A 25,164-nucleotide genomic window follows, 5' to 3' on the forward strand; every position below is an offset into this window, starting at 1 on the left:
TGCGCAAGCGGCCCGTCTGGCGCCCACATCAGGGTCTGTGGCCTGCGGTGTTCGGCGGGCGAACGACCTCGTTGGCCGTCACTTCAGCCGCATGCAGAGCGAACGCGTACAGCACACGGCCGGATCCGGTGATCACTGAGCCGTGGGTGAGTGCCGGTGAGGCGGTCGCGGGTCCTGCGAGCTGCCTGGTCCACCGCGTCTGTCCGGTCCGGGCGTCCAGTGCTGCGACGCTGTCGTCCGCGCCGAGGTAGACGAGGCCGCCGGCGAGGGCCGGTGAGGACACCACCGGGTTGGTGAAGCTCCTCTTCCACTCGGTATGGCCATCAATGGCGTCGAAGGCGTACAGGGTTCCGTCATCGGAGCCGACGTAGACGCTCTCGTGGCCTGTTTGGCTGCCGACGGCTGCGGAGGAGCGGATGGAGCCGTTCGTGCGGTGAGTCCACAGCGTGCTGCCTGTGGTGGCGTTCAGGGCGTACATGGTGGCGTCCTGGGACCCGACGTACACGGTGTCGCGGGTGACGACCGGAGTCGCGGAGACGCCGGCGCTGGTAGCTACGCTCCACTGGAGCTTTCCGGTGCGGGCGTCGAGGGCGTAGATGTGGCGGTCGTTCGACCCGACGTAGAGGGTGTGGCCGGCGAGGGCGGGTGAGGATTCCACCGGTCCCTTGGCCATGAACGTCCATGTGAGCTGCCCGTCCAGGTCCAGTGCCTCGATCGTGCCGTGGGCGGTTCCCAGGTAGATCCGCGTGTCTGCGGCCCGGTCGGCTTCCTGGACGACGGGAGAGGACGCGCCGTATCCGGCGGTGCGGGACCACAGACGTCTGCCGGTGGTGGCATCGAGCGCGCAGAGCCGGCCGTCGGAGGTCGTGAACAGCACCCGCCCTGCCGCGACGGCCGGCGAGAACACGAGGGGTGCCCCTGTCTGGTAGCGCCAGGCCACGTGGCCGGTCGCCAGGTCCAGTGCCAGCAGGGTGCCGCCGTCCGCCGGTGCATAGATCCGGCCGGCCGCGGCCACGGCCGGGGCGGACATGCTCGCCCCGAGGTCGCTGCGCCAGCGTTCCGCCAGCCGCTCGACGCTCTGGGGCGTCACGGCCGCGAAGGACGGCGGTGCTCCCGTCCGTGTGGCGGAATAGCGGTGCATGGGCCAGTCCTCGGCGGACGGCCGTGCGGGGGTCTGCTGCGCGTGTTCATGGGCTGTAGGGGGAGGTGTGGAGGGGTGGGCGGGTGGGCCCTTGAGGGGCTTGTGCAGCAGCGCGGCTGCCACGGCCGGGCGGGCTTCCTCGTGCGGGAGAAAGCGCTGGGCCGTGAGGGTTCCGGCGATGACTGCCAGCGCATAGACCAGAGCCGCCACGCTGTAAAACACACCTGGGTAGCCCCACCATTGCGGAACAGCGGGCAGACGATTCCTTACCACGGTGATAAGACCTCTTTTTTCTCCGCCTCTAGACTCTCCCCACAACGGGGCCGGAACCCCTGAGTCTGGACGGTACGCAATCCGGCTGTTTCCCTTGCTCTCTTACTTCACCTGCCTGCGCCACATGCCGCTTGGCGAGCGTTCAGGCATCTGCCTGAACGCAAGACATTCTCTATTGGGCATATGCCCGGTAGCCCTGTGCGCCCGGGCTCTGAGGCGTCTAAGCCGCGGCGCTCGATGGCCTCCCCGCCCGGCCGCACGGGGGCGACCTGGACGAACGCACGGCGGCTGCCTGCAGGCTGGAAACACCAGCCGACCGGGCTCGTACACATGCTGGGTGCCACGAGGAGCGCCACGCCCGCGGCATACCCTTTGTGCTCGGCGGCGCCCGCCACAGCCGGCGCCGACACGTGCCCTCCGGCAGGCGCCTCGTTGCAGGTTTTCTACGGAACTTTCCTTCCCGCGTGCAGGCATCTGCCTGCACTTCCTCGGGCTCAGAAAATTATTTCAAGGATATGCCTCGACGCCCGCTCCACTCCTTTTCGGATCGTATGGAAACCTCGGGGTACCGGCTCAATACCGGTCGCGAAAAGAAATAGTGGTCCGGGACGCCGCGATTGTCTGCCGCGTGCGGATATCACCTCCAGCCCGCATATTTTCAGCAGGCAACCGGGAAGTTCCGATTCCATAGAATCAGGAGTGAGCGCCATCGTGATCAGAAGACATCTGTCGGAATCCGACGCAGGACGGCACCGCCGGGCGGTCGCCGCCGTACTCCAGTGCCTGCACAGGACGCGGGAAGCAGTCGCGGTCCCTGTGCGGCTCGCCACGGCCCAGATCAGGGGCAGAACGTCAGCGTGGCGGCGGGGAGCGGGCGTGGCCTGGCGGACCGCGCTGGCCTACCGGCTGCACATGCCCGGAGCCCGTGGCAGGCGAGCCGATACGAACCCCACCCCCCGTCCTATCGCCGGGCCGCAGCGCAGCCGCCTCGGGCACGAAGGGCTCGGACGAGAAGGAACCGTAGAACAAGGAACAGGGCGGGGGGCAGGGTGGGGATCGCCTGCTGCGGCAGCTGTGCAGTCCCTCGCCCCGGCGGTTCGGCCCCGTTTCCTTGTTCCTGCCGTTGTCCTGCCGCGAGGAGATCGGCCTTCATCTGCCGTGGTGGTGCGACGGGGCGGGGGTGCGGCACTGCCCGGGACCGTCGTGGCGGTGGGGGTGTCTCCCGCTGGCTCAGAGGGCGGTCGCGGACGGCAGGCGGACCGAAGCGGTGGCTGGCCCATGCCTCCTGCTGACCGGCTGGGGGATGCAGTAGAGCGGCGGCCGTTCGTTCCCCCGGTGCTGTCCCAAGGCGCCGTACGGCCAGCGCGTGCGGCCGGGGTGCAGCGCGTGGCGGCAGCAGTGTCCGGCCCGTGCGGGGCCTGCTGCGTGCACGGACGGGCCGACACCGAAATCGTCCGTGCTCTCGCGGGGGCGCGGCTGCTCGCCTCCGTGTTCACGGAGACGGACTCGGCTCCTTTCCCCCCGTACGTGCCGGAGTGGGGCGGCGGCCGTGCCCGCTTCCTGCCGGTCTCATCCGCCTCTTCGGCTTCTGGCATCCTCCTCGCCGAGGAGCAGCGGCTGCTGCTGATGCGCCTCGCGGCTGCCTGGCGAGGAGTTGATCCGGACGCGGATGCATGGCTGGTGCCCGCTCTGCGCGTGCGGATCTGGACGCCGTCCGCAAGGCCGCGCGAGTTGCTTGTCCTCCATCCGGTCCCGGCGGGGGTGAGGAGGGGAAAAGCACCCGGCGCGCGGGCCGTTGCTGCCCGCGTGGTGGCTGCCGGGCAGGACGTGTCCCCTGCGCTGTGGGTGCTGGAGAGGGCCTGGGGCAATGCTGCGGTGACCCCGAAGGAGCTTGTGGGCCCCGTGGTTACCGCGCTCGAGCAAGCACGCACGTGATGACGCGGGAAACGGGTACGTCTTCGCCGCGGCCAGACCCAGTGCACGGAGCTCAGCTCTGGGTCTGCCCCGCCTGCGGCGGGCCGACTGCGGTTTCCCCTTCCTCCTCGCCGCACCGTCCGGCCCGCTCTGACCTCCCCCGGCTGCCCGCAGCCCCCTTCTCCTCTCATCTCGCCCCGTGGCCTTGTCCCGCGCACCGGACTGTCCCTCTCTTGTCGTGCGGCTCAGAGGTTGCTGGCCGCCGGGCGCCACGGCAGCCGGGGCATTCGGGACCGGCGCCCTTCGGCAGGAAAGGACTCCACTCGTGTTTCCCCCGCCTCGATCACCTTTACCGCTACCGCTGCGGCGCCCCGTACCGTGCCTGGATGACCCGACGGCATCGGCGCACCGGCCACCGCACCCGCTGTCCGCGGCGCTAGAGACAATCTGGCGCACGACTCAGTCCCGCACCGGGGACGTCGCCGCACGCATCGCATGGTGGACCGCGGTACCCGCCCGTGCGCTCGTGCTGTCGCGGTGCAGCTGGCTGGTGTGGCTTGCCGCCTGCACCGTGGTCGCCTGGTTCCTCCCCCTCCGCCTTTCGCGGTTGCATGCCGTGCCCTGTCGGGGGTGCCGCCGGGCGGTCGGCCCAGTGCCCCGGCCGCGCGGGGCAAGCCGCTCCGGTCAGCCTGCGCGGCATCGTCAGGTCGCCTGTCTCGTCCGCTCCTGGCGATTCGGCCTCGCAGACGTGCGCTGCCTCCCCTCACCGTGCATGCCGCTCGATGACCTTCGCCATGTGCCGTGCGGCAACTGCGCCGCCCGCTTGGGCCTCAGTCAGGACCGCCGCCGACGGGCAACGGCGGGGGAAGCGTGTCTGCATCCGATGCACCGCCCCTGCCACGCACCCCTTAAGGGCAAGGACAGAGGGTGCGGTGCCCCGGATCAGGAGGAGGGAGAAACCGGCGAGCCGCGGTGGATGCCCTAGCGGGCGGTATCGCGCGTAACAGGCGCCCTTCGTCACCGTGGTGGCCGGCGCGCAGAGCAGACGAGGGAAGACGGTGATCCAGTCGTGTCCGATGACGTTGCGGAAGACGGCCGCGTACTAGGTGTCCGGGCAGGCCCAGATGGGCGTGCCCGGCCCACCGGGCTCCTGAGCGCACCCGGCCCCGAGACCGCTGACGCGGACCGGGGGGAATCGGGATTGTGTCCTGTACCGGGGTGCAGCGGGCCGGTCGTGCCGCCTGCTCGTGCTGCATCCGCCTGCCTTGCCGGTGTGTGGGCTGAGATGACCGCTGTTGCACCCTGGGGTGGGACGCCGCCGCACCCTGGGCTGGCAGACCGGGCGGGACCGTTGACCAGGCAGGTCAGCGAAGCGAGCCGCCTGCGCCACCCTGTACCGGGCTCCTCCCAAGACCTGGGCCACCGGTGTGAGCCCGCGTCTGGACCAGGCGCGGGAGACAGGCGGCACCCTCATCAGTGCGTCCCTGCCCCCGGAGCCGCGCCGACCGCCACTGCGGCATCGCTCCCGGTGCTCGCCTTGATCGCTCGCCTGCCCGGCCGCCGCTCTTGGCCGCGTTCCATGGCTCTCCAGGTCCCAATGCGGCGGATCCCTCTGCAGCGACACGGCATCCGTGCGAGAGCCGACCGCGTCATGGTTGTGGGGAACCGGCCTCCGGTCACGGTCTTCATCCCGAACAGCCTCCAGATCAGACCGGCCGCGCCGTGCGCGCCCCATCCCCAGGGCTGCTGCCCACTGCATCGCAGATCCGGGGCGGATTCGAGATCCGGTGGATGTCCGCCAGAACGAGCATCCCGCCAAGGCGTCGCCGCAGGCCTCGCTATGCGCGGACAACCAGATCCTGGCACACGGTCACATATGCACGGTGGTCCTGGGGTACGGGTCCGCGCCCATCGGCGCGGATGCCGGGCACCAGGGGCCATACATCGACCCCGGACCCGCCCCGTGTCCCCTTCCGGCATCCGCAGCGCGAGCAGAACCTCGCCCGCCTTCCACCGTGCTGACAACCCGCTCGAGCACAGAGCCGTCCTACCGCCGCTTTGTCCGACACCGCACCGCCGGCGCGCCGAGGACGCAGTGGCCCGTCACCGTCCCGCAATCACCATGGCCCTGCCCGCCGACGGCCAGGCCGGCCGCCCTGCGGATGTCCCGCGAACCGGGCACACCACGGCCGCCCGTCCCCGCTGGCCCCGCGGCAGCTCTCCGCCAGCGGTCATGACCCACAGGAGCAGGGCGTAGCAGATGTTCTTCCGGGCGAGTGGCGAAATGGCAGACGCAGCGGACTTAAACTCCGCCGCCCCTTCGGGGCATGTGGGTTCGACTCCCACCTCGCTCACCCCACCGCTCCCGCGCCCCTGCCCACGCGCCGGGGCACCACGAAGGCCCGGCCGCGGGACATCCCCCGACCCCCTTCCCAGCCATCCGACCGGAGAAGACATGCTGTCCTACCTGGAGCTGGCACTCAAACAAGCGGCACGCTCCCGCTGCCGCTACCGCGTGGGAGCTGTCCTGGTCAAAAGCGGCCGGGTGCTGACCCATTCACCGAACCGCTACCGCAACGCTCCGGCGGTGGACTTCCTCCACGCTACTTTCCACGCCGAGGAAATGCTGCTGCGACGCGCCCAGGTCCCGCCGGGTGCCGTGGTCTACGTCGCCCGGATCAACCGGGCCGGTGCTCCTGCGCTCGCCCGCCCATGCCCCCGCTGCGAGCAAGCCCTGCGCTCCCGCGGCGTCACCCTGGCGCACTTCACCACGGCCCAAGGCCCCGGCTCCCTCCACCTGACGTGAGCCTGCCCGTCCCGCTTTCCCCCCAAGGAGCTCCGCCCATGCCGACCTCGGCTTCCCTGTCCAGCCTCCCGTCCCCGCCCTATCGGCGCAGCGGGACAAGCGGCCTGTGCCTGACTCCGCTCGGCCTGGGCCTGGCCCCCCGCTCCCGCGCGCGACTTCCCACCGTCCTGGTCGGACACGCACTGGACCTGGGTGTCACCCACTTCGACCTCTCCTGCCCGTCCGTCAACCGCCACCAGGCAGAAGACGAGATCGGTACCGTGCTGGCGCCCTGGCGCGCCTGGCGCGAGGAGATGACCCTCACCGTGCGCGTGGGGCTGGGCACCGGCCCCCAGCCCTACACCGGCTACGGCTCGCGCCGCCAGATCCTCTCCGGTCTCGACGCCATCCTGCGCCGGACGGGCCAGGACTACGTCGACATCCTCTACGCCCACCACGACGACCAGGACACCCCCCTGGAAGAGTCCATGGGAGCCCTGGCGTCCGCCGTCGCCCAGGGCAAAGCCCTGTATGCGGGCCTGTCGTCGTTCGCCGCGTCCCGCGTGCACCAGGCCGCCTCGCTGCTGTCGGCACTCGGCACTCCCGCCGTCGCCTACCAAGGCGCCTACTCCTTGCTGGACCGGTGGGCGGATTTCGAACTGCTGGGCCTGCTCGGTGAGCTGGGCATCGGGTTCGTCGCCGGCGCACCCCTGGCCCACGGCGCACTCACCCGCACACGGCCAACCCCCCACCCCTGTGCCCCGTACAGCGAGAGCACTCTCACCGCTCTCACGCAGATCGCCGCCTCCCGCCAACAGCAGCTCGAGCAACTGGCTCTCGGCTGGTGCCTGCGCACCCCCGCCGTGACATCCACCCTGGTGCGGACGTCCTGCCTGGACCACCTCACCGCCAACCATCACGCCGTGCTGCACACCACCTTCCACCAGGACGAACTCGCCGCCCTCGACCGCTGCTGCCCACCGGAACCCGCCCCCCGCCCCGCGCGGCCCACCCATGCTCCTTCCCAAGCCGTCCCATGACCGCCTCACGCCTGCGACGCATGTGCCAGCGGCCCGTCGTTCTCCCCTGAACGGACCGTTCCCGCCCCTTCGTACTCGTACGCGCTGCCCGCCAGCAGGCGGCGCCCGCCCGGCCCTCAAGGCGCACCGTCCCGAAAGGAACCCCACCATGTCGCCTTCCCCCACGCGCCGGCATCGCAGCCGCCTGCCGCGCCTGCCGTTCTCCGGCGGTGAAGCCGGGTGTCTCCTCGACACACGGATAGAACGGCTGATCACCACACGCGAAGAAGGCCTCCGCCAGTGGGCCGCGGTCGACATCGAACTGGCACATCACGGCCTGTCAGCACTGCACCACTGGATCATCGAGAACACTCTGCCCGCCAAGGTCCGCCGCCTCACCGGACAACGGATCCACCTTCATGACCGGCTGCGCGACGACCACGACGCCATCGCTGAACTCTGCGGTCTGACCGTCGCCTGCGCCCTGCCCCGATTCCGCCGACGCGCGCTCGCCGGCACCGGATGGCAGCCCGGCCGGGGCACCAGCGCACCCACCTACTTCGTCGGACGCTGCTTGATGATCTTCCCTGGCGAATACCGACGCTGGAAAAGCGAAGAGGACGCCGCTGACCAACCCAGACCCCTGCCGCCGTACGCCACCTGCGGCTACGGGACACCCTAGTGATCGGCGCCCGCCCGGCACCGCTCCCGTGGACAACGGCCCTGTCCCCTGCGCCGAGCCGCCCGCGCCCACCGCAGCCAGGCGCCCGGCATCACGGGAGAGCATCGTCACCCGTTCCACCGCCGTGCCAGTTCACCGCCCGGCCAGCCTGTCCATCCACCCGCCCACCCGACCGTCCCGTCCGCGGAAGCCACATCCTGCGGAGCAGCCGGACTGCTGTCGGTACGCGCGGCCAGCAGCACTGCCGCCGGGCGGAGCGGTCAGCCGACGCGCTGCAACAACCCCAAAGCCCCGCCACAGAAAGGATTCCCCCATGTTTCCGTTCCGATGGACCAGAGGTCGACGCTCACCGCACCGTCGCCCCCATACCCCCCCACCTGACCTCTGCGCCGACCAGCCGCACATACCTGTCGATGCGGCGCCCCCGCCCGCTCCTCCCCCGCTCTCCCCGTCTTCCACTCCTGCGCAGGAACCCGATCACCCCGCAGACCATCCCCCCGAAGCTCCCCCAGCAGCCCCTGGCCTCTCCTCCCCCGTCCGCCGCCTCGCGCTCTCCCAGATCAGAGACTCCGCTTCCCCGATCCGGCCGCACCCCAGTGCCCTGCTGCCGCTGACCACCGCCCCGCCCCCCTTCCCCGGCACCCACGCCTTCGGCCCCGGCCAGGCCAACGTATGGGTCCTCCTGCTGCGGCTTCGCCTGATCAGCCGCGGATACGCCGAGGAACAACAAGCCGAACTCCGAAGCGACCCGGACCTGCTCATGGCACGGGCGTGGGACGACCAACTGCGCACCGCCTGCACACTGTTCCAGCTCGACCAGGGCTGGCGGGGAGGGAAGGCCGACGGCTACCCCACTCAGGAGACCTGGAGCCAATTATGGTGATCCCCCACTACCGCCCAGCAGAACGCCCGCACAACCGTTGTCCCGGTGCCATCACGGTTCGTCCCGCCGGATATCGGCACGGTGCCGCAGTACACACCCGGACGTCGCCCGCACACGCAATGCCCGACCCACACCTGCGGCACCAGCAACGTGGAGGCCACCCAACAGGCCATCTCCCCCACCGATATCGCTCGCGTCGGTACTGCTGGCCGGACACCTCCGGAGGCTGGCCGTCCAGCCGCTCAGAACGCACTTGCGCATCCCTGATACACCCGCAGACGGGTTCCACTGTCCGTCTCCCCCGGGCCGCTAGGACTCGCAGGACAACCGCACCACCGTGACCTGCCGCATAGCGGACCCACGAGGCGTTAGCTCAGCCGGTCAGAGCAGGGGACTCATAATCCTCCGGTCGCGGGTTCAAGTCCTGCACGCCTCACCACCACTGGCTCCCTACAAGCCGCCCTGCGCACCTGCGCATACAAGGAATCAAGGCATCGGCCATGACGCTCCCGCCTCTTCGCCCCGCCGCCCCGTCTGCACACCCTCCCACTGCCCGGACCGGCACCACCCAGCAGCCGGAATCCCCCGAAGGACCGCGGATGCCCGCGCGCCTTCCGCCAGCCTCCCCTAGTCCCTGCACAGCGGAATCGCGTCGGCAGAACATCCCGTCCCGTGCCCGCCTCCAGCCCATCACCCCAGCGGCTGCCGACCCCCTGGAAACCGCTGGGCCCTGCCTGGTGTGCGGCGCGCCCTTGACCTTGCAGGACGGTGTCTCCACCTGCGCCTGGTGCCTGCGTCGCCTTCACCGGGCCGTCACCCGATTACCGCTGCTGTACGTACACCTGCACCGGGCCCTCGCGCCAGGAACCCCTCACCGGCGGCTCGAACACGCCGCCAACAGCCTCCCCTGGGCATACCGTGGCAAGCCCTCGCCCCTGCGCTTGGCCCTGCTCGCCCACGCCGAGCACTGCGTGGCTACCGCCAGTGACTGGGCCCGGAGCACCGCCCCTGACCTGATACCCGGTCACCAGGTCCGTCCCGGCTATCTCTTGCAGACCATCTGTGTGGCCTTCGCCGCCAACCTGCCCGGCTACATCCTCTCCCCCGCCGACGGCCGGCACGCGCACGACCTGTCAACGGCCTACACCCGGGCATTGCGTCTGCTCGGACACGACGAGCCATCCCGCCCACTGCCCACTCCCTGCCCATCGTGCGACCTGCGGTCCCTCGTCATCGACACCGACGGACTCGTCACCTGCAGGTCCTGCCCAGGAACCTGGCCCGCCAGCCACGTCCACTCACGCGAGCAGTCCCGCCACTGACCGATCCCGCAGCCCGCACATCACCAGACCGTCGTCACGAAGGCAACCAGCACACCGGTTATACCCCGGGGCCATCGCAACAGCCCAGGCGCCCTGCCAGCCCCCAAACCCTCCACCCGACAGCTCATGGAGACTCCAATGGCCCTCCCCCACAGCAGACGAGACATCGCAGCGCTCCAGACCGGGGCACCCAGTCACCGGCTGCTGACCACGCGCGAAGCAGCACGGGTAGCCGGGGTGAAAATCTCCACCATCCGCCAGTGGCAACGCCGGGGCTACCTCACACCCATCGCCCGCTACCGCACCACCAATCTCTACCGCGAGGACCACGTGCTGCGTGCCGAACGCGCCCGGCGCACCGGAAAGACCCAGACGTCAACAGCCAGCAGCGCAACGTCAGCAGGGTTCGAGCAATGAACAGCCCAAGATGCGGTTGCCCCGCGTTCTCCCTTACCGATGCGTTTGTGCCCCACGGGCCATACTCCGCCTGGGAGCGGATCCTTACCAGTGGAGGCTTGGACGCTTTCCTCAAATATATTCCTGAGGTTGCGCGACTGGGAAATGCTCCCGGAAACTCCTGGGTCGACCAGACGGGCAGACTCAAACTGACAGAAGGCCAGAACAGGGACGAGGTGAAGTCAGCACGCACAGCACTGCGCAATTCCGCAGGGCCGGACGGTGACAGCAGTTACCACAAGGTGACGAAGTGCACAGGCAACGGGATCAGGTTCCTCGGCAAGGACTTTACCGAAATCGACATGCGCAACCGCCAGACCGAGCTACTAGCGATTGCCAACATCATCACGGACGTCACTCGCTACCTGAGCCCGTACGTCTATTCCATCGCCACCTCGGCCCCTATGGCATCTCGATCACCGGACCCGGCCTCCTGATTTTGGGAGGCCAGCTACCGTCCTCAAATATCCTGCGGGCGTATGCGCGGGCGATCAGTGCACTTCGGCTTGGCGCATCCAGCTGCTTCCTGATAGTTTTCAGGCGGTAGTCGAGGCCCTGCCGACTGATACAGAGATTTTCTGCAATTTTCGCGTTGCTCGCGCCAATCGCAAGCAGCTCAATAATCCGGGCATCGATCTCAGAAATTTCTGTGGCGCGCCGGGAAGCCAGCTGCTCCGCAGGGTCACCCCATGACCGCACCACAATCAGGTGAATGACATCATCGGATGCGGTTCTCATACTGGACAGTGCAATGTCCGATAGAACCGCGCCGCCGCCTGCCGGGCAGAACAAGAGGAGCGCCGCCTTCTCGGCCCCCTCGGCCTGCGCCTCAAGCAAATCAGTAAGCTGGGCGCGGGAAGAGGGGGCGAGGAGGTTCCTCAAGTCGGTTCCAGCAATCTTTATCCTGGGCATCCCTATAAGTTTTTCGAACTGTCCACTGGAATCTTGCACAACCCCCTTCCCGTCGAGCAGTACCAACGGGTCCCTGGTGACGGCGAGAATCTTCCTGTAGCGACATGTCAGATCCTCTATGCCGTTCTTCAGGGCCTTTTCCTCCGTTACGTCGCTGGCAATGTTTACGCGGACCGGGGCGTCTGCCTCCCTGGCCTCCAAGACTAGTGACCGATATCTCCTTCCCCCTTCTCCGGTCCACGAGAATTCCCCCGGCATGTGGCCGGAAGTGATGCGGTCCCAGATTTCCCATTCTCCGTAGCCGGGATCCCACTGCGCGAACACTTCCCTCTCCGTTCTGGCTGCGATCTCCTTTGTAGTGACCCCCAGGGCGTTCGCATACGATTGATTCGCGATGAGGATCCTGCCATTTTCGTCGCTGAGGGACATAGGTGCCGAGATCGCGTCCAATGCTGTGCGCAGTATGAATTCAACATCGCGGCGTCTTTTCGTTTCCACGGCGGCAGGACCCAGGTCAACGGCCACCCCCAGGACTCCGCACGCTTCTCCGCGTGCGTCGCTTACCGGTGCGACGCAGGCCTGCATCACACCGAGTGGGCCTGTGCGCCAAGCAACCACTTCGCCGCGAAGCGCCCTCAGATGTGCCGAGACATCGGGATGCCGCGAGTATGAAATATCATATCTCCGCTCTTTCCCGTCGGTGAGCAAAACCCCGGCCGAAGAGAGGTAATAGTCGAGCTCAGGCCTGCCGATGGCCTGGACAATACGGAGTTCTGTGTCTGTCCCCCATAAACGGAGGGGCAGCTCTGCAACCAGTTCGGGCGGGATCGCGTCGACAAGCATGTACGACAGCCTCGGATCTTGAGGTTGCGGCCCGGGCAACGGCCGCCGGGGCGGAGGCAGGCGGGCCGCAGAGCACCGCGCTGGTTGCAGTGGCACGGCTGCCTGGGGCCGGCAGACGGCTCGCTTGCCGCTGCAGGCAGGGCCGGGTCACCGGCGAGGGCGACGGTGCGCAGGCGGGTGCCTCGACGGTCGGGCGGGGCAGACGCCGATCTCCCCCGCCAGACCGGAAGCTCAGCGGCGGATCTGGTATAGGCCCAATCCCGTGATCTGTTCGGCCTGCTCGCTGTCCTGCCCGATCTGCCAGCGGGCCACGGCCCGGTACACGGCCTGTGGTAGCACCGTGTCCGCGCCCGTGCCACAGCGTGCTGGTTCGGCTGACCGGGCGGCGGCAGGGCGAGCGCCACTCACCGCAAGGCGCTGTCGTGCGAAAGCCCGCGAAGGGCGGGGTTCTTGCCTTGGCCGGCGCCGGCTGCCACCCAGGCGAGGAGCCAGCTCCGTCTGTGGGCGCCGCGCAGTATCGAGGTGCCGAGCTGGAATTCGGTAGCGACGGCGGCCCCATCCATGCGGTGAGCGCAGCCGTTTCCTGCGCCCACCCCTTCACCTGCGCCGTGGCCACACCAACCAGCATGATCCAGATAACGACAACAATGATCAGCGGTCACACGGGGTAAAGCAGCCGCACGAGCGCTGCCTTCGTCACAGGCGCACGTGAACCGGTGCCGGAGCCCTCGAGGCGACAACACCACGGGTGTCTCGATCACTGCCTGCAGAAGCACACTCTCGACGGCGCCGAGCTCGCCTTCGCCGACCGGAGCCCTCCCGCTGGCCACATGACCGCCGTGCCATGCAGCAGACCCAGTTCGACAATGGGTGCGGCTCGTGGCTCATACAATCATGACGAGCTGCGGCTCGTAGTTGCTATCGCGATTGAAGCGCTCCGCCAACGACTTGAGCTGTCTCGTCCCACCCATCTCGAATTCGACGGGGGGTCAGTCGGCCAAGGCAGAGTTGTCTGCGGCGTCGGCGGTAGGTCCTCTCGATCCAGGTCACGATCCCGGTCCGCGGTTCCTCGCGACCCGCATGACATCCTCGCGGAACTCTTCCGGATAGGGTTTGGGCACAGCAACACCCTTCCCACCCACCCACCAGGGCAAGCCAGTTGAGATGTCACCCGATCGTGCAGCTGGCTTTGTTCACGAGTCGCGCCGACGTTTCGACACGACCCCGGGCGTCGCACGCTCGTACGGAGAGACGATGTTCACGACTTCGGGAGGCACCCAGGCCCGGCGGCGCGGCAGTCGGCAACGGCACGGCCACACCAGACCACCTACGCCCGTAGCCAGCGCTTTTGTCCTCAGCACACCGCAGGCTGCGGACGCTCGTGTCGCGGCCCCGCTTCCCGGGCGCCTGCGCCGCCTCCCGAAGCCGTGAACATCCGGGAAGCACCGCCAGTCGTGGTGCCGCCCAAACTGCTGTCGAAACGCTGCTGCTTGCCGTGTACGAAGCCATGCAGCAGACCCGTTCGCGATCGTGCGGCCATCAATGGCAACCCCCTCTCGCCCCCGCCCTATCAGGGTCGTGTGCGGATCCTGGGATCTGCACCAATCCTTGCTCCAACCAAGCTGCTCTGTCGGCGAGTTGGGCGGCTTCATGCCCCCGTGAGGCCGTTCATGGCCGCGCGCCGAGGCGCCTTTGCGACCTCGTGACAGCCCTTCAACGGAACGGTCCAGTCATCGCGGGGCGGGCTGCCTGTCCGGGGGAAGCCCCGGTCCCCGTACACGCCCGCAGCAGGGTCAGCCCTGCTGAGCCAGCCCGAGGCAGCCGCAGCCAGAACACCCCTATTGCGCATATAAGTCATATATGTCACAGTAGCTCTTGATGGTGGTGCACGGTGCGCGCAGCCGCCCGTGGCAGAGCGGCGTTCTACCGCTCCACGGCAAGCCGTTGCGACGGCGTAGTCTCGCTGACCAGACAGCACCCCAATATTCACGAGCGCGCCCCGCCCGGTATGTCGCGTCCGCAAGTGGTCGTCGACGTGGACGCTAACCCCGGCACCATGTGGCCCTGACGAGATCTGGATCCGCTTCCCGCGCGGATGCCCCGCTGGGCAGCTGACACCCCGGTAGGACCGTTTCCCCGCTTTCCGGCCCCGCTGCTCCGTGTGCCCAAGCGACGCCGCCACGCTCGGCGCCCCATCGCCGCTGGGCGGCCGACGCGACCAACCCTTTGCACGAGCCTGTCCTGCGGCTACCAACGGCTGTGCTGCGGTCCACCGTCACGGCGCCCCGTGTGATCCCCCGTCAGCGCAGCCGCGCGTCCCGCATGTATTCCTCCCGCCTCTGCGCGTAGCACCGGTCTACCGGCCCGGCTGCGCGCCGTTTTGCTGTGCCCCTTTTCCCTTCTCCGAGGAGCGGTCTCCATGCAGCCATCACGTGCCGTCGCGCCGGTGTCAGCCGGTGAGGGCGATGTCAAGAAGCCTTCTTCCGGGCACACTTATGTGCTCATGGTCGAGTACGACTCCGAGTTCGGGCTCGACCAGCTTCCCCTGGTCGGCCAGGACATCCCGCCGGAGATGGACGTGAAGTTCTCCGGCCTGCGGACGGTTGTTGCCTCCGCGACGCTCACTCCCGAGCAGGTGGAATCGATCAACACCCAGCTGGGACAACTCGGCGGCGACCATCCCCCCTCCTTACCCAAGGACAAGGTCACCAAGGGGGCGACGTTCCAGGCGACATGCACCGTGCCGGGCATGAATCCGCACACCTTCCGCCTGCACCTGGGCGGCGGCTCCGAGCGGGGTGAGACCAAGCCGCACAGCACGGAGCCCGCCCTCCCGCAGGCCCCCCAGGCGCCGCTGCTCCTGGCGCGCCAGCCGGTGCCGCGCAGCACGCCGACAGCCCCGGATGCGGTGCCCGCAGCACCGGCCGCCGCGTGGCTGAACGTCGACAAGACGCTCGGCCCGCTCACCGTGCGCCGCCTCGGCGTCGGCTACCAGGACCAGGAACTGTCGGTGCTGGCTGACGCCACGATGAAGGCCGGCCCCCTGACGATCGGGGTGGACGGGCTCGGTCTGGGGGTGCGTCTGGACAAGCTCCTCCACGGCGAACTGGAAGCCGAGGGCCGGCTGTCCGGGCTGAGCGTCGACTACTCCACTCCCACGCTGGAGATCGGCGGGGCGTTCCTCAAGGGCACGCCGCCCGCCGGGTATGACCTGTTCATCTCGGGGCTGCTGGCGGTCAAGGCATCGAAGTACTCCTTCGGTGCCGTGGGCGCCTACCTCCACAAGATGGACGGGCAGCCGTCGCTGTTCCTGTTCGGCGAGCTCGGCGGGGAGATCCCGGGACCGCCGCCGTTCGTGCTCACCGGTCTGATGGGCGGCTTCGGCTACAACAGCCACCTGCGGATCCCCACCCTGGCAGAGGTGTCCGTCTTCCCCCTGATCGCCGGCCTGACCTCCGAGACGGGCAGCGGCACTCTGAAGGAAGAGCCTGCTGCGGACGCCAAGGGCGGCCTCCTGGGCACGCTGGAGTCGTTGACGTCCGGGGACGATCCGTGGGTGCGTCCGGCCGACGGCCAGATCTGGGTCGCCGCCGGGGTGGCGTTCTCGGTGTGCGAACTCATCCAGGCCCGTGCCCTGCTGACCGCGGAGTTCGGCTCCGGCCTGGCCATCAGCCTGCTCGGGCGGGCCAGCGCCTCCTTCCCGCTGCCCAAGGAGGCAACGAAGGCCGGGGTCGCCCCGTACGCGAATCTGGAGCTGGACCTGGAGGCCGTCTACACCTCCGAGAAGGCCATGCTCGCGGTGGACGCCCTGCTCACCGACCGGTCGTTCGTACTGGACCCGGCCTGCCACCTCACCGGCGGGTTCGCACTGCACTGCTGGTTCGACGGCAGCGCCCACCCTGGTGACTTCGTGCTGACGCTGGGCGGCTACCACCCGCAGTTCACCCCGCCCGCCCACTATCCCGCCCCGCCGCGGCTGGGCATCAACTGGAGCCCCAGCGACGCGGTCTCCATCACGGGCGGCTCCTACCTCGCGCTCACCCCCGCCGCGTTCATGGTCGGCAGCAGCCTGGATGTGCAGTACCACTCCGGTGACGTACGGGCCTGGCTGACCGCACACGTCGACGCGCTGCTGCAGTGGCAGCCCTTCCACTTCGATGTCACCGCCGGCATCACCCTCGGCGCCTCGCTCAACACCCACGTCTTCGGCACCTGGAGCGTGGAAGTCGGCGCCGACTTCCACGCGTGGGGCCCGCCGACCGGAGGCGAGGTCACCGTCCACGTCCTGGGCATCGGGCTGACCGTCGCCTTCGGCCAGCCGGCCCCCGCAGTGCCCGCCCCGAAGCTGGACTGGAAGGAGTTCACCGCCCTGCTGCCCGCCGCCGACCAGGTCGTGCAGGTCGTGCCGGTACGCGGACTGATGCCTCCCCCGCCCGCGCCTGCCGGACAGACGGCCCCGCGGCCGGGAGATGCCGTCTGGGTGCTGTCGAGCGACGGCTTCGAGCTGGAGAGCCGCACCGCGGTTCCCGCCAGCGAGCTACTGACCGCCGACGCCGCCCCCGCCGCCGAGCGGGCAGAGCAGAAGGTGAACATCCGGGCGATGGGCAAGCAGGGTCTGGACGCCCAGCACCGCATCATCATCCGCAAGCACGGGGCAGACGGCGCACCCGGCCCCGCCTTCGACGCTGCGAGCAAGAACTGGACGATCCGCGCGCAGCGCACCAACGTGCCCGCCGCCCTGTGGGGAGCGCCCACCTTGGACCCGCACCACCTGCCCGCCGCCGACGAGCAGCTGGTGACCGGCATGATCACCGGTGCGCGGATCACCGCCCCTGCACCCGCACCGGGCGGGCACTCGCTTGCCGTGGACGCCGCCGCGCTGGACAGCACGGCGCTCGCCGACGGCACGAACCCGCTGGGAGGCGCCGACGACCAGGCCATTGTCCGGCCCCCTGCCCGCAGCACGGAGGCGGTCGCTGTCATCGGCCAGATGGCCGACACCGGCACGGCCGCGAACCGCGCCGCGCTACTCAAGGACCTGCAGCGCTGGCAGCTGACAGACCTGGCCGATGACGACCTGTCCGCCCTCGCCCGCGAAGCCGGGCACCTGTTCGCCCACCAGCCCCTCATCGCGGCCTGCTGACCCGATCCGCGCATAGGAGAGGTAACCACATGCCCACCACCCCCCAGACCGTGACCTTCACCGACTCCCTGAGGCCGTCCGTCGAAGCCGGCCGCTACACCCTCACCGTCACCCAGGACCTTCTGGATCAGAACAAGACGGTTGACGACACGAAGTACCTCAAGCCCGCCGAACACGACTTCGTTGTCAGGGCTCCGCAGTTCCACCTGGACGACAGCCTCGTCCACGGCGTCTTCCCCCCGCCCGGCATGAACGGCGCCTTCCACACCGTTCTGCCGCACATCACCCTCAACCGCGCGGTGCTGCCCTGGGAACGCGCCCTGGACCCGCAGCACCCCACCATGAGCGGGGACGGGCCAGCCTGGCTGGCCCTGCTCGTGCTCAGCACCGCCGACAGCGTGACCCCGAGGGCCTGGACGGTCCGCCAGGCCCTCGCCGCCGAGCCCGCCGTCCGACTGCCCGCGCTGGATACCGGTGCGCTCACCGATGCGGAACTCGACGGCGCCTGCACCACCGTGGACCTGCCGCCCGCCCTGGCCGCGGACCTGCTGCCCCGGGCCGAGGAGCTGAACCTGCTCACCCACGTCCGCACCGGCTCCCTCGCCCTCGCTGCCCCCGCCGCTGATCCTGCCGCGGCCGTGGGCACCGACTCCTACTCGGTAGTCATCGCCAACCGCTTCCCGGCCGATGCCGGCGGCTCCTACACCGCCCACCTGGTCTCCCTCGAAGGCCACGCCCCGCACCTGCCCTCCGCCACAGGCCAAGAGGCTGCGCCCCCCGGCGCAGACCAGCCCCTACGTCTGTTCTCGCTCCACTCCTGGGCCTTCACCTCCCACCCGGAAGAAAGCGGAGGCTTCCGCCCCCTCATCGAGCACCTGGCCCGCCCCACCCCGGACGCCGACGACCGCGCCGGACTACTGCGCCGCCCCCTGCCTCCCATCGAAGAGACCCCCGGCCAAGACAGTGCTGCCGTGCGGCGGCTGCGGGACGGCTACCTGCCAGTGGCCCACCACACCTCTCCCGGAGCGCACACCTTCGCCTGGTACCGCGGCCCCCTCACCCCCGTACCGCCCGTCAACACCCCCGACACCTCGCTGCTGCCCAAGCTCTGCACCCACCCCTCCCAGGCCCTCATCTACGTCAAGGACCACGGGGTCTTCGACCTCAGCTACGCCGACGCCTTCAGCCTCGGCCGCACGCTGGCCCTGGCCGATGCGGACTTCACCACCGAGATCGCCGCCTTCTACCGCACCTTCGCCGAACGCCACGCACACCTGACCCAGCGCACCCGGCATCCCGCACTCACCGACCCGCGCGACGCCCTCACCCGCCTGGACGATCTTCTGCAACACGGCCTCCAGGCCAGCCTCCAACGCCTGTTCGCACCCCCCGTCATGCAGTACAGCACCATGCCCGCCCACCGGTTTGCGCCAGCCGCCGCTCCGCCCCCCGAGCCCGTAGAGGTCCTGCTCGCCGAAGCCCGCGACCCCGGCACGCGCCTGGGCCGCCACACCCAGCAGATCAGCACGTGGCTGACAAACCTGACCCAGCTCGCCACGGTCCCCTTCGCCCACCTGGTACCCGACCGCACGGCCCTGCCCGCCGAAAGCCTGCGCTGGTTCCACGTCGACCCGCTGTGGCTGCGCGTGCTGCGCGACGGCGCGCTGAGCATCGGCCGCAGCCGCGCCGCAGCAGAACCACTGGACACCATCATGCACAGCCTCTTCACACCTGCGGCCCCCTCTCCCGCCGCCGGGCTGCTGATCCGCTCCGCCCTCGTACGCGGCTGGCCCGCTCTCACCTTCCACGCCACCGGCCCCTCCGGCACCGCGCTGGCCGTCCTGCGCCGCGACCGGCTCGACACGGACGTCCTCTTGGTGCTCTACGACGGCGTCCCGGAGACGGTGGAGGTGGCCGAGCCGCACCAGGGCCTGCACTTCGGCGTCACCGACACCGGCGTCATCCAGCTGCGCGACCTCACCACGGGCCAGCCCCGGCCCGACTCCACCACGCAGCAGCCCATCGAGGTGCCCCTGGCCCCGCACCTGCGGCGCTCCGGCAGGATCACCACACTCGACACCGGCGGGCTCGCCCGCCACCTGGGCGAGCAGTTCCCGCCGACCACGCCGCTGGCCCCCTCCCAGTTCGCCCTCCAGATGCTCTCCTCCCCCGAGCGCATCACCCTCCGCCGCCCCTGACCACCGGAGCCTCCGCCATGGACCAGTCCGCCACTCCGCCCCCCGGCCTCGTCGTCCCCGTCAGACTCTCCGCCCTGGTGGTCAACGCCGACGTCGTGCATCGCTACAACTTCCAGCGCTGGCAGGTCAACTTCCACCGCCTCAACCTGCACCTGAACCCCGAACCCGAACCGTTCGACGACATCAAGCCGTTCGGCATCGATCCGGGCACAAAAGAAGTGATACAGAAAGACTTAGGCGTATACCTGCAGTGGGAACTCCCCGACGCACTGCGCCGTGGCACCCACGACGAAGCCACCGGCCGCACCGTCTTCCCCGTTGTGCCCAACCGCTGGCTCATCGTGCGCCGCGGCAACGCCACAAGCAGCGACACGGGCGTGAAGATGTGGGTCGTCGAAAGCGACCACATGGGACGTGCCACCGGCACTTCACCGTTCCTGTGGACCGGACCCGACAACATCCGCCGTATCACACGCATCGGCCGCACCCGCGAAGTCACCGCCGGCATGCCCTGGGCCGAACCCGAGCCCCCTGCCGAGCAGTGGAAGCCGGCCCCCGGCACCTTCCTGACCGCCGTGGGTGCCGGGATCCCCGCCTTCAGCCACTACCAGCCCTACAACGAAAACGTCTTCTCCTTCCACGACCACCTCACCGGCCACGAGAACACCAAGGCGTCCTTCACCTACCTCGTCGCCGGCTGGTACTCCGACCCCCGTAACGACCGCCTGGCCCCAGCCGCAACGGAAGACGACTTCACCCGTATCCTCAGCGAACTCAACTGGGAGCCGGACCAGGCCCTGCCCCGCGGTCCCGCACGAGAGGGCGCCGCAGCAACCAGCTCCTGCCGCTCCTACTATGCGGGCCTCAGCCACAAGGTGTCCTTGGACCCCGAGCAGCTGTTCAGGCACACCCCGGTCGTCAATTCCCGGATGGCCATCGGCAACAGCTCCCTCGACGCCCTCGTCGCCCTTGTGAAGACCGCCTTCGAGGAAAACAAGCAGGACCAGGTGCTCGGCGCCTCCCCCGAGCTGCTCGAAGCCCTCCAGTACGGCATGCTCGACAAGATCGACCAGCCCGACGGCATGCTCGACCTGGACCGGCAGATCCACAAACACTGGTTCACCCGCGCCCCCGGCGGATACCTCTGGCAGATCGCCGACACCCCGCCCGCGGCCGGCAAGCCCGCTCCCCAGACCAACGCCGCCCAGCGCGCCGCCCTGGCCGCACTCAACGCCGCCCAGGACACCTACGACACGGCCGTCCGCAGCCTGCACGGCTTGCAGCGCCGACTCTACGACGCCTGGTGGCTGCACAGCCTTCCCCTGCTTCCCCGGGACCTGGACCGGCAAGCCCTCAAACGCGAGCTCGACCCGGAGGCCCCCGAAAGCCTCGCCCGGCAGGTCCGCGACAAACAGCTGGAGCTGGGCGCCCCCGTCTCCGCCGACGGCCATGCCACCGCCTACGCCGCCCCCACCAGCCTGGCTCACCGCATCATCGAGGCCGTCACCAAGCTCACCGGCCCCGAAGGACTCGGCCTGGTCCTCGCCACCGATACCAGCCCTGCCCCTGCCGGCGCCCTGGTGCTCAAGCGGGTGCCCGCCGCGCCCTTCCACAGTGCCCAGGACCCCGTCGTCCTCATCCGCGGCGCGGGCCTGCACGAGCCGATGGACACCACCACAGCCCTGCGCTGCCGCCCCGTGCTGGCCACCCCACCGCCCCCGAGCGGCGACCCCCACGCGGACACCCTCGGCACCGCCCTGGCCCACCTGCCGGAGCCGGTCCGCGCCCTGGCCCACGAATCCGCCCGATTCGACCCCGACACCACTCCCCCGCCCCAGCACACCGAGCTGCTGCCCGACGCCGCCGTCACCCCCTGGGCCCAGCCCTGGCAGCCGCTGTATCTGGAATGGGAAGCCACCTACCGCCCCATCCCCTTCACCGGCACCGACAACCAGCCCAACTGGACCTTCGACGGCGACCGCTACCAGTGGACCACCCCCCAGAAAGACGCGGAACTCCCTCCCGACGCCCTGACTCTCACCGGACGCTGCATGCTCAGCGCACACACCGCGTTCAACATGGGAGCGCGGCTACGCCAGCACGCCCACGCCGAGCCCGACGCCGACAAACGCCAGCGCCTGGAGGCCTTCGCCGACTCCACCGCCCGCTGGGACCTGCTGGCCCAGACACTCAGCGGCTTCACCACCCAGCTCACCGCCCACGACCAGAGCCGCAACGTACGCCCCGACGGCGAACTCGGCACCCTGACCGGACCCGCCTGGCGCAGCGCACCCGACCCGGGCCCCCTGCCCCACCCCTTCGAGCCCTATCCCGCATCCGGCTTCCAGGAGATCCGCGCCGGCCAGTTCGCCTTCACCCTGCTCAAGATCGTCGACCGGTTCGGGCGTGCCCACGTCCTCGTCGAGCAAGGCGAAGCAGCCTCCTACGCCCCCCAAACCGCCGACGACACCACCCCCGCCACCGGGGAAGACCGCATCACTGAGCTTCCGACCAAGCCCGTGCACCTGCGGCCCCGCCTCATCCAAGGCGCCCGCCTGCGCTTCGACCTCGTGGACGCACACAACGACAGCGTCCTGGTGGACCACGACCCCGCGGCCAACCCCGTCTGCGGCTGGCTCCTGTCCCACCACCTCGACCAGGCCCTGGCCTGCTACCACCCCGACGGCACCGCCCTGGGAGAACTGCGCACCATCACCGCCACCGACGGCACCCGCCAGGTCACCTGGTACGCCGTCCCCGGCTCACCGGCCCCGGACCTCAACGCCCTCTCCCACCCCGAACTCAGCCTGAGCCACCTCCAGGGCTTCCTCACCACCCTGCACACCGCAGGACCCGCCGCACTGGCAGCGGCCCTGGACGCCATCGACGAAACCCTCACCACCATCCACCCCCGCAGCGCGCACAGCGACACCACCCCCGCCGTACTCGCCGGACGCCCCCTGGCCCTCATCCGCACCCGCCTGGCCCTCGAACTCGACACACCCCCGCTCACCGACCCCCACTGGGAACACGTCCTCGACCGGCGCCCGCCGCAATTCCTCAACTACCCCTGGCCCGTACGCCTGGGCGAACGCGACCGGCTCGGCGACGGCCTCCTCGCCTACCACGACCCGGCCGAGCCCGGCCGCCTCTATACCGTCCACCCCGCCACCGACCCCAGCGGCTGCCTCAAACCCATCGACACAACCACCTATCCCCACCTGCAGGCACGCCACCGCGACCAGAGCGCAGGAACAGCCGACCACGCGCGCTACCTCACCCTGCTAGTCGACCCCTCCGCCCAAGTCCACGCCACTACCGGCATCCTCCCCCCCACCAGCCTCGCCATCCCAGCCCGCTTCACCCAGCAGCCGCTCAACGCCCTGGAGCTGTTCCTCCGCGTAGGGCCGCTGCTGACCACCACCCGCGCCACCGCCAGCGACACCAGCGCCCCCCACACCCTGCTGGCCATGCCGCGTCCCTCCCTGCGGACCGGCACTTGGACCTGGAGCGAACGCGACCGCAGCGGCGCCGACACCGAACTCACTGTCACACCCGCCGACACCCGGCCCCACCTCCCCGCCGACACTCCCGTTGCCCGCGTCGGCCTCCTCAAACTCACCCCCACCACCGTCGAGGACGCCAACACCACCTGACCCTGCCGACCAAACCCTCCCCCGCACCAGCCCGGGAAAAGGAACCCCCATGACCACCAGCACACTTCCACAAACCCTCACCACTGCGGTCCTGACCAACCCCGTCCCCCTCGCCGTCGGCGAGCAAGCGCAGCTGGACGTCATCATCTCCAACGGTGGCCAACAGGACGTGTACTGCGACCAGATCGTCGTGACCCTGCCCGTCGGCAGCCTCGCCCAGGACCTTGTCCACACACACGAGCGCATCAACACCACCGCCCACGACACCTCCGGCACTTGGACCTTCACCCAGATCCAGGAGGGCGCCGTCGAAGGCATACCCGCCGATGAAGAACACCGCTTCCACGGCAAAGCCACCCCCACCAGCGGGAGTGAGAAAGCAATCGCCGCAGCAGGACTGCGCCTCCACCTCGACAACCTCCAAATCAACAGCCAAGTCGGATCAGCCACCGTCGGAGTCCACGCACACATCCGCCGTCCCGGCGACAGCACCTGGACCTGGGAACACACCCACCACCGCCTCGACAAGTACCCCGCCCGCCCCGACCTCGTCCCCGTCACCAACCTCCGCATCGTCAAAGGCGGACCCGACAGCAAAGAAGTCATCACCCAAATCAATGCCGGCCAGGAATTCACTCTCAAATGGGATGGGCCCGGCGACAAAGTGGCTTACATCCTCTACGGAGCACCTCAGGGCCCCAAGGAGTTTCTGGGATCACAGCATTCCTACACTGTCGAGGGCGGTATCAAAAGAGACGCCACCTTCACTCTCCTAGCCAGAGCCCAGGAAGTCGGCGGCCATCAAAAAGAGACCTACCTCGCCACCGCTGTTATTGTCACCGACCCGGAATTTGACAAGTTAACCGTGGACGGCGTGATCGAAGCGAAAGATGTTGCCGCCAGAGAGAAACTTCTCGTCGGATCAACAAACTTCGGGGATATGAATAAAGGTGACGTCCGGGTCGGCGGAAAGCTGAACCTCTCCGCGGGCCTCGGCGTGACGGGGGATGTGTCAGTCGACGGCGACATCGAAATGAAGGTCGGAGATGACGTCCGCGGGAAGTTTGGCAGGAGTAAATCCTTCGATGGAGTCATGCTCCATTCGGCATTCCACGTGACGGGCACGCTGTACGGATACGACAAAACTCTCACAATCGGCGACATGGCGAAGTTCGAGGAGCCGGTCACGGCTGGAAAGGGTCTCACGGTGAAGGGTACGGCGGACCTTGAGAGGCTGCTGACCGTGAGCGGCCTGGTGAACCACTGGCTCAGCACGGCCGACGGCGAGACGAAGCACTACACGGCGCTCAACGACGGGTTCGTCATCATGCGCCGTTCGTCCAACGGGTCCTCCTGGCAAAAGGTGGCTGTCAGCGTGACGAACGACAGCGACAAGAAAGACGCGCCGGGCCATTACTACTGGCAGAACAACGGGGGCGAGACGGGAGACGAGGAGTCCTGGTCGACGGTGACGGTTCCGATCTGCGCGGGAGAGAGGTTCTCCCTGTGGGGCATCGGTGCAGGGGGGCAGGCCAGTGCTCGTTTCTTGTCGTTCAGTGACCGGTGGCCAGTCAAGGAGGGCGGCTGAGTGTTCCCGTTCAACCCGTGGAAGCGTTCTGGGCGTTCCGCAAGCGACGGGCGGTCATGAAAATGGCCTCACAATTGGCGACAAGGTGGTTTCCGAGAGGGGAATCGAGGCCGGTAGTGCCGCCATCAAGGAAAAGCTCCTAGTTGTATCGACAGACTTCACGTTCGATTGGAGTGGCTCAAGCGCCGCTGGAGGCAGCTCTACCACCGCACCTCTTCAAAAGGGTCAAAAGTACAAGATCACAACAAACTATGGCGGCGGCGGAGGCACCGAAGGATACCTATCCCCCATCCTGCCATAAAGGGGATACGGGGAATCATTCCGGAATGCCATTCGTTAGAAATATCTG

At 68.8% G+C, this 25,164-nt stretch carries 13 protein-coding genes and 2 tRNA genes; 13 read left to right on the forward strand and 2 right to left on the reverse strand.

Features of this window, described 5'->3' with window-relative positions; genetic code table 11:
• Nucleotides 1–28: 28 nt before the first annotated feature.
• Nucleotides 29–1,351, reverse strand: a complete 1,323-nt coding sequence (locus BG418_RS12305; RefSeq protein ID WP_188273839.1) for a PQQ-binding-like beta-propeller repeat protein — start codon at nt 1,349–1,351, stop codon at nt 29–31.
• A 1,449-nt stretch (nt 1,352–2,800) separates the two neighbouring features.
• Between BG418_RS12305 and BG418_RS12310 the strand changes: the two genes are divergently transcribed.
• The 9 genes from BG418_RS12310 (at nt 2,801) to BG418_RS12350 (ending at nt 10,912) form a co-directional block, all read left to right on the forward strand.
• Nucleotides 2,801–3,349 (forward strand): hypothetical protein, encoded by a 549-nt coding sequence (locus BG418_RS12310; protein ID WP_188273840.1) that lies wholly within the window; start codon nt 2,801–2,803, stop codon nt 3,347–3,349.
• Nucleotides 3,350–5,598: 2,249 nt separating this feature from the next.
• Nucleotides 5,599–5,682, forward strand: a tRNA-Leu gene (locus tag BG418_RS12315).
• 101 nt (nt 5,683–5,783) lie between these two features.
• On the forward strand, nt 5,784–6,134 hold the full coding sequence (locus BG418_RS12320) for a hypothetical protein (RefSeq protein WP_188273841.1): 351 nt from the start codon (nt 5,784–5,786) through the stop codon (nt 6,132–6,134).
• A gap of 38 nt (nt 6,135–6,172) precedes the next feature.
• A complete protein-coding gene (locus BG418_RS12325; RefSeq protein WP_188273842.1) occupies nt 6,173–7,153 on the forward strand; it encodes an aldo/keto reductase in 981 nt (326 codons plus the stop codon).
• Nucleotides 7,154–7,301: 148 nt separating this feature from the next.
• Complete coding sequence (locus tag BG418_RS12330) at nt 7,302–7,814, forward strand: hypothetical protein (protein ID WP_188273843.1); 513 nt, start codon at nt 7,302–7,304, stop codon at nt 7,812–7,814.
• 1,245 nt (nt 7,815–9,059) lie between these two features.
• Nucleotides 9,060–9,136, forward strand: a tRNA-Ile gene (locus tag BG418_RS12335).
• Nucleotides 9,137–9,449: 313 nt separating this feature from the next.
• Nucleotides 9,450–10,019 (forward strand): hypothetical protein, encoded by a 570-nt coding sequence (locus tag BG418_RS12340; RefSeq protein WP_188273844.1) that lies wholly within the window; start codon nt 9,450–9,452, stop codon nt 10,017–10,019.
• A gap of 138 nt (nt 10,020–10,157) precedes the next feature.
• The gene (locus BG418_RS12345; protein ID WP_188273845.1) at nt 10,158–10,436 is read left to right on the forward strand and encodes a MerR family transcriptional regulator; all 279 of its coding nucleotides are present in this window, start codon (nt 10,158–10,160) and stop codon (nt 10,434–10,436) included.
• 98 nt (nt 10,437–10,534) lie between these two features.
• Nucleotides 10,535–10,912, forward strand: coding sequence for a hypothetical protein (locus tag BG418_RS12350; protein ID WP_188273846.1), 378 nt, complete (start codon nt 10,535–10,537; stop codon nt 10,910–10,912).
• Here the strand turns inward: BG418_RS12350 and BG418_RS12355 are convergent.
• Nucleotides 10,878–12,230, reverse strand: coding sequence for a PAS domain-containing protein (locus BG418_RS12355; RefSeq protein ID WP_188273847.1), 1,353 nt, complete (start codon nt 12,228–12,230; stop codon nt 10,878–10,880). The two genes, BG418_RS12350 and BG418_RS12355, sit on opposite strands and share 35 nt — an antisense overlap.
• 2,419 nt (nt 12,231–14,649) lie before the next feature.
• On the opposite strand from BG418_RS12355, the gene BG418_RS12360 reads away from it, so the two are divergent.
• The 4 genes from BG418_RS12360 to BG418_RS12375 are packed head-to-tail and all read left to right on the forward strand — an operon-like array spanning nt 14,650 to nt 24,815.
• Nucleotides 14,650–17,373, forward strand: a complete 2,724-nt coding sequence (locus BG418_RS12360) for a DUF6603 domain-containing protein (protein ID WP_188273848.1) — start codon at nt 14,650–14,652, stop codon at nt 17,371–17,373.
• A 29-nt stretch (nt 17,374–17,402) separates the two neighbouring features.
• Nucleotides 17,403–19,571 (forward strand): hypothetical protein, encoded by a 2,169-nt coding sequence (locus BG418_RS12365; RefSeq protein ID WP_188273849.1) that lies wholly within the window; start codon nt 17,403–17,405, stop codon nt 19,569–19,571.
• Between the two features lie 17 nt (nt 19,572–19,588).
• Entirely contained in the window at nt 19,589–23,227 is a 3,639-nt protein-coding gene (locus BG418_RS12370) for a hypothetical protein (protein ID WP_188273850.1), read from the forward strand.
• A 49-nt stretch (nt 23,228–23,276) separates the two neighbouring features.
• Complete coding sequence (locus BG418_RS12375) at nt 23,277–24,815, forward strand: hypothetical protein (RefSeq protein ID WP_188273851.1); 1,539 nt, start codon at nt 23,277–23,279, stop codon at nt 24,813–24,815.
• Nucleotides 24,816–25,164: the final 349 nt, after the last annotated feature.

The sequence above is a fragment of the Streptomyces sp. CBMA152 genome (assembly GCF_014596475.1).
Taxonomy (GTDB): domain Bacteria; phylum Actinomycetota; class Actinomycetes; order Streptomycetales; family Streptomycetaceae; genus Streptomyces.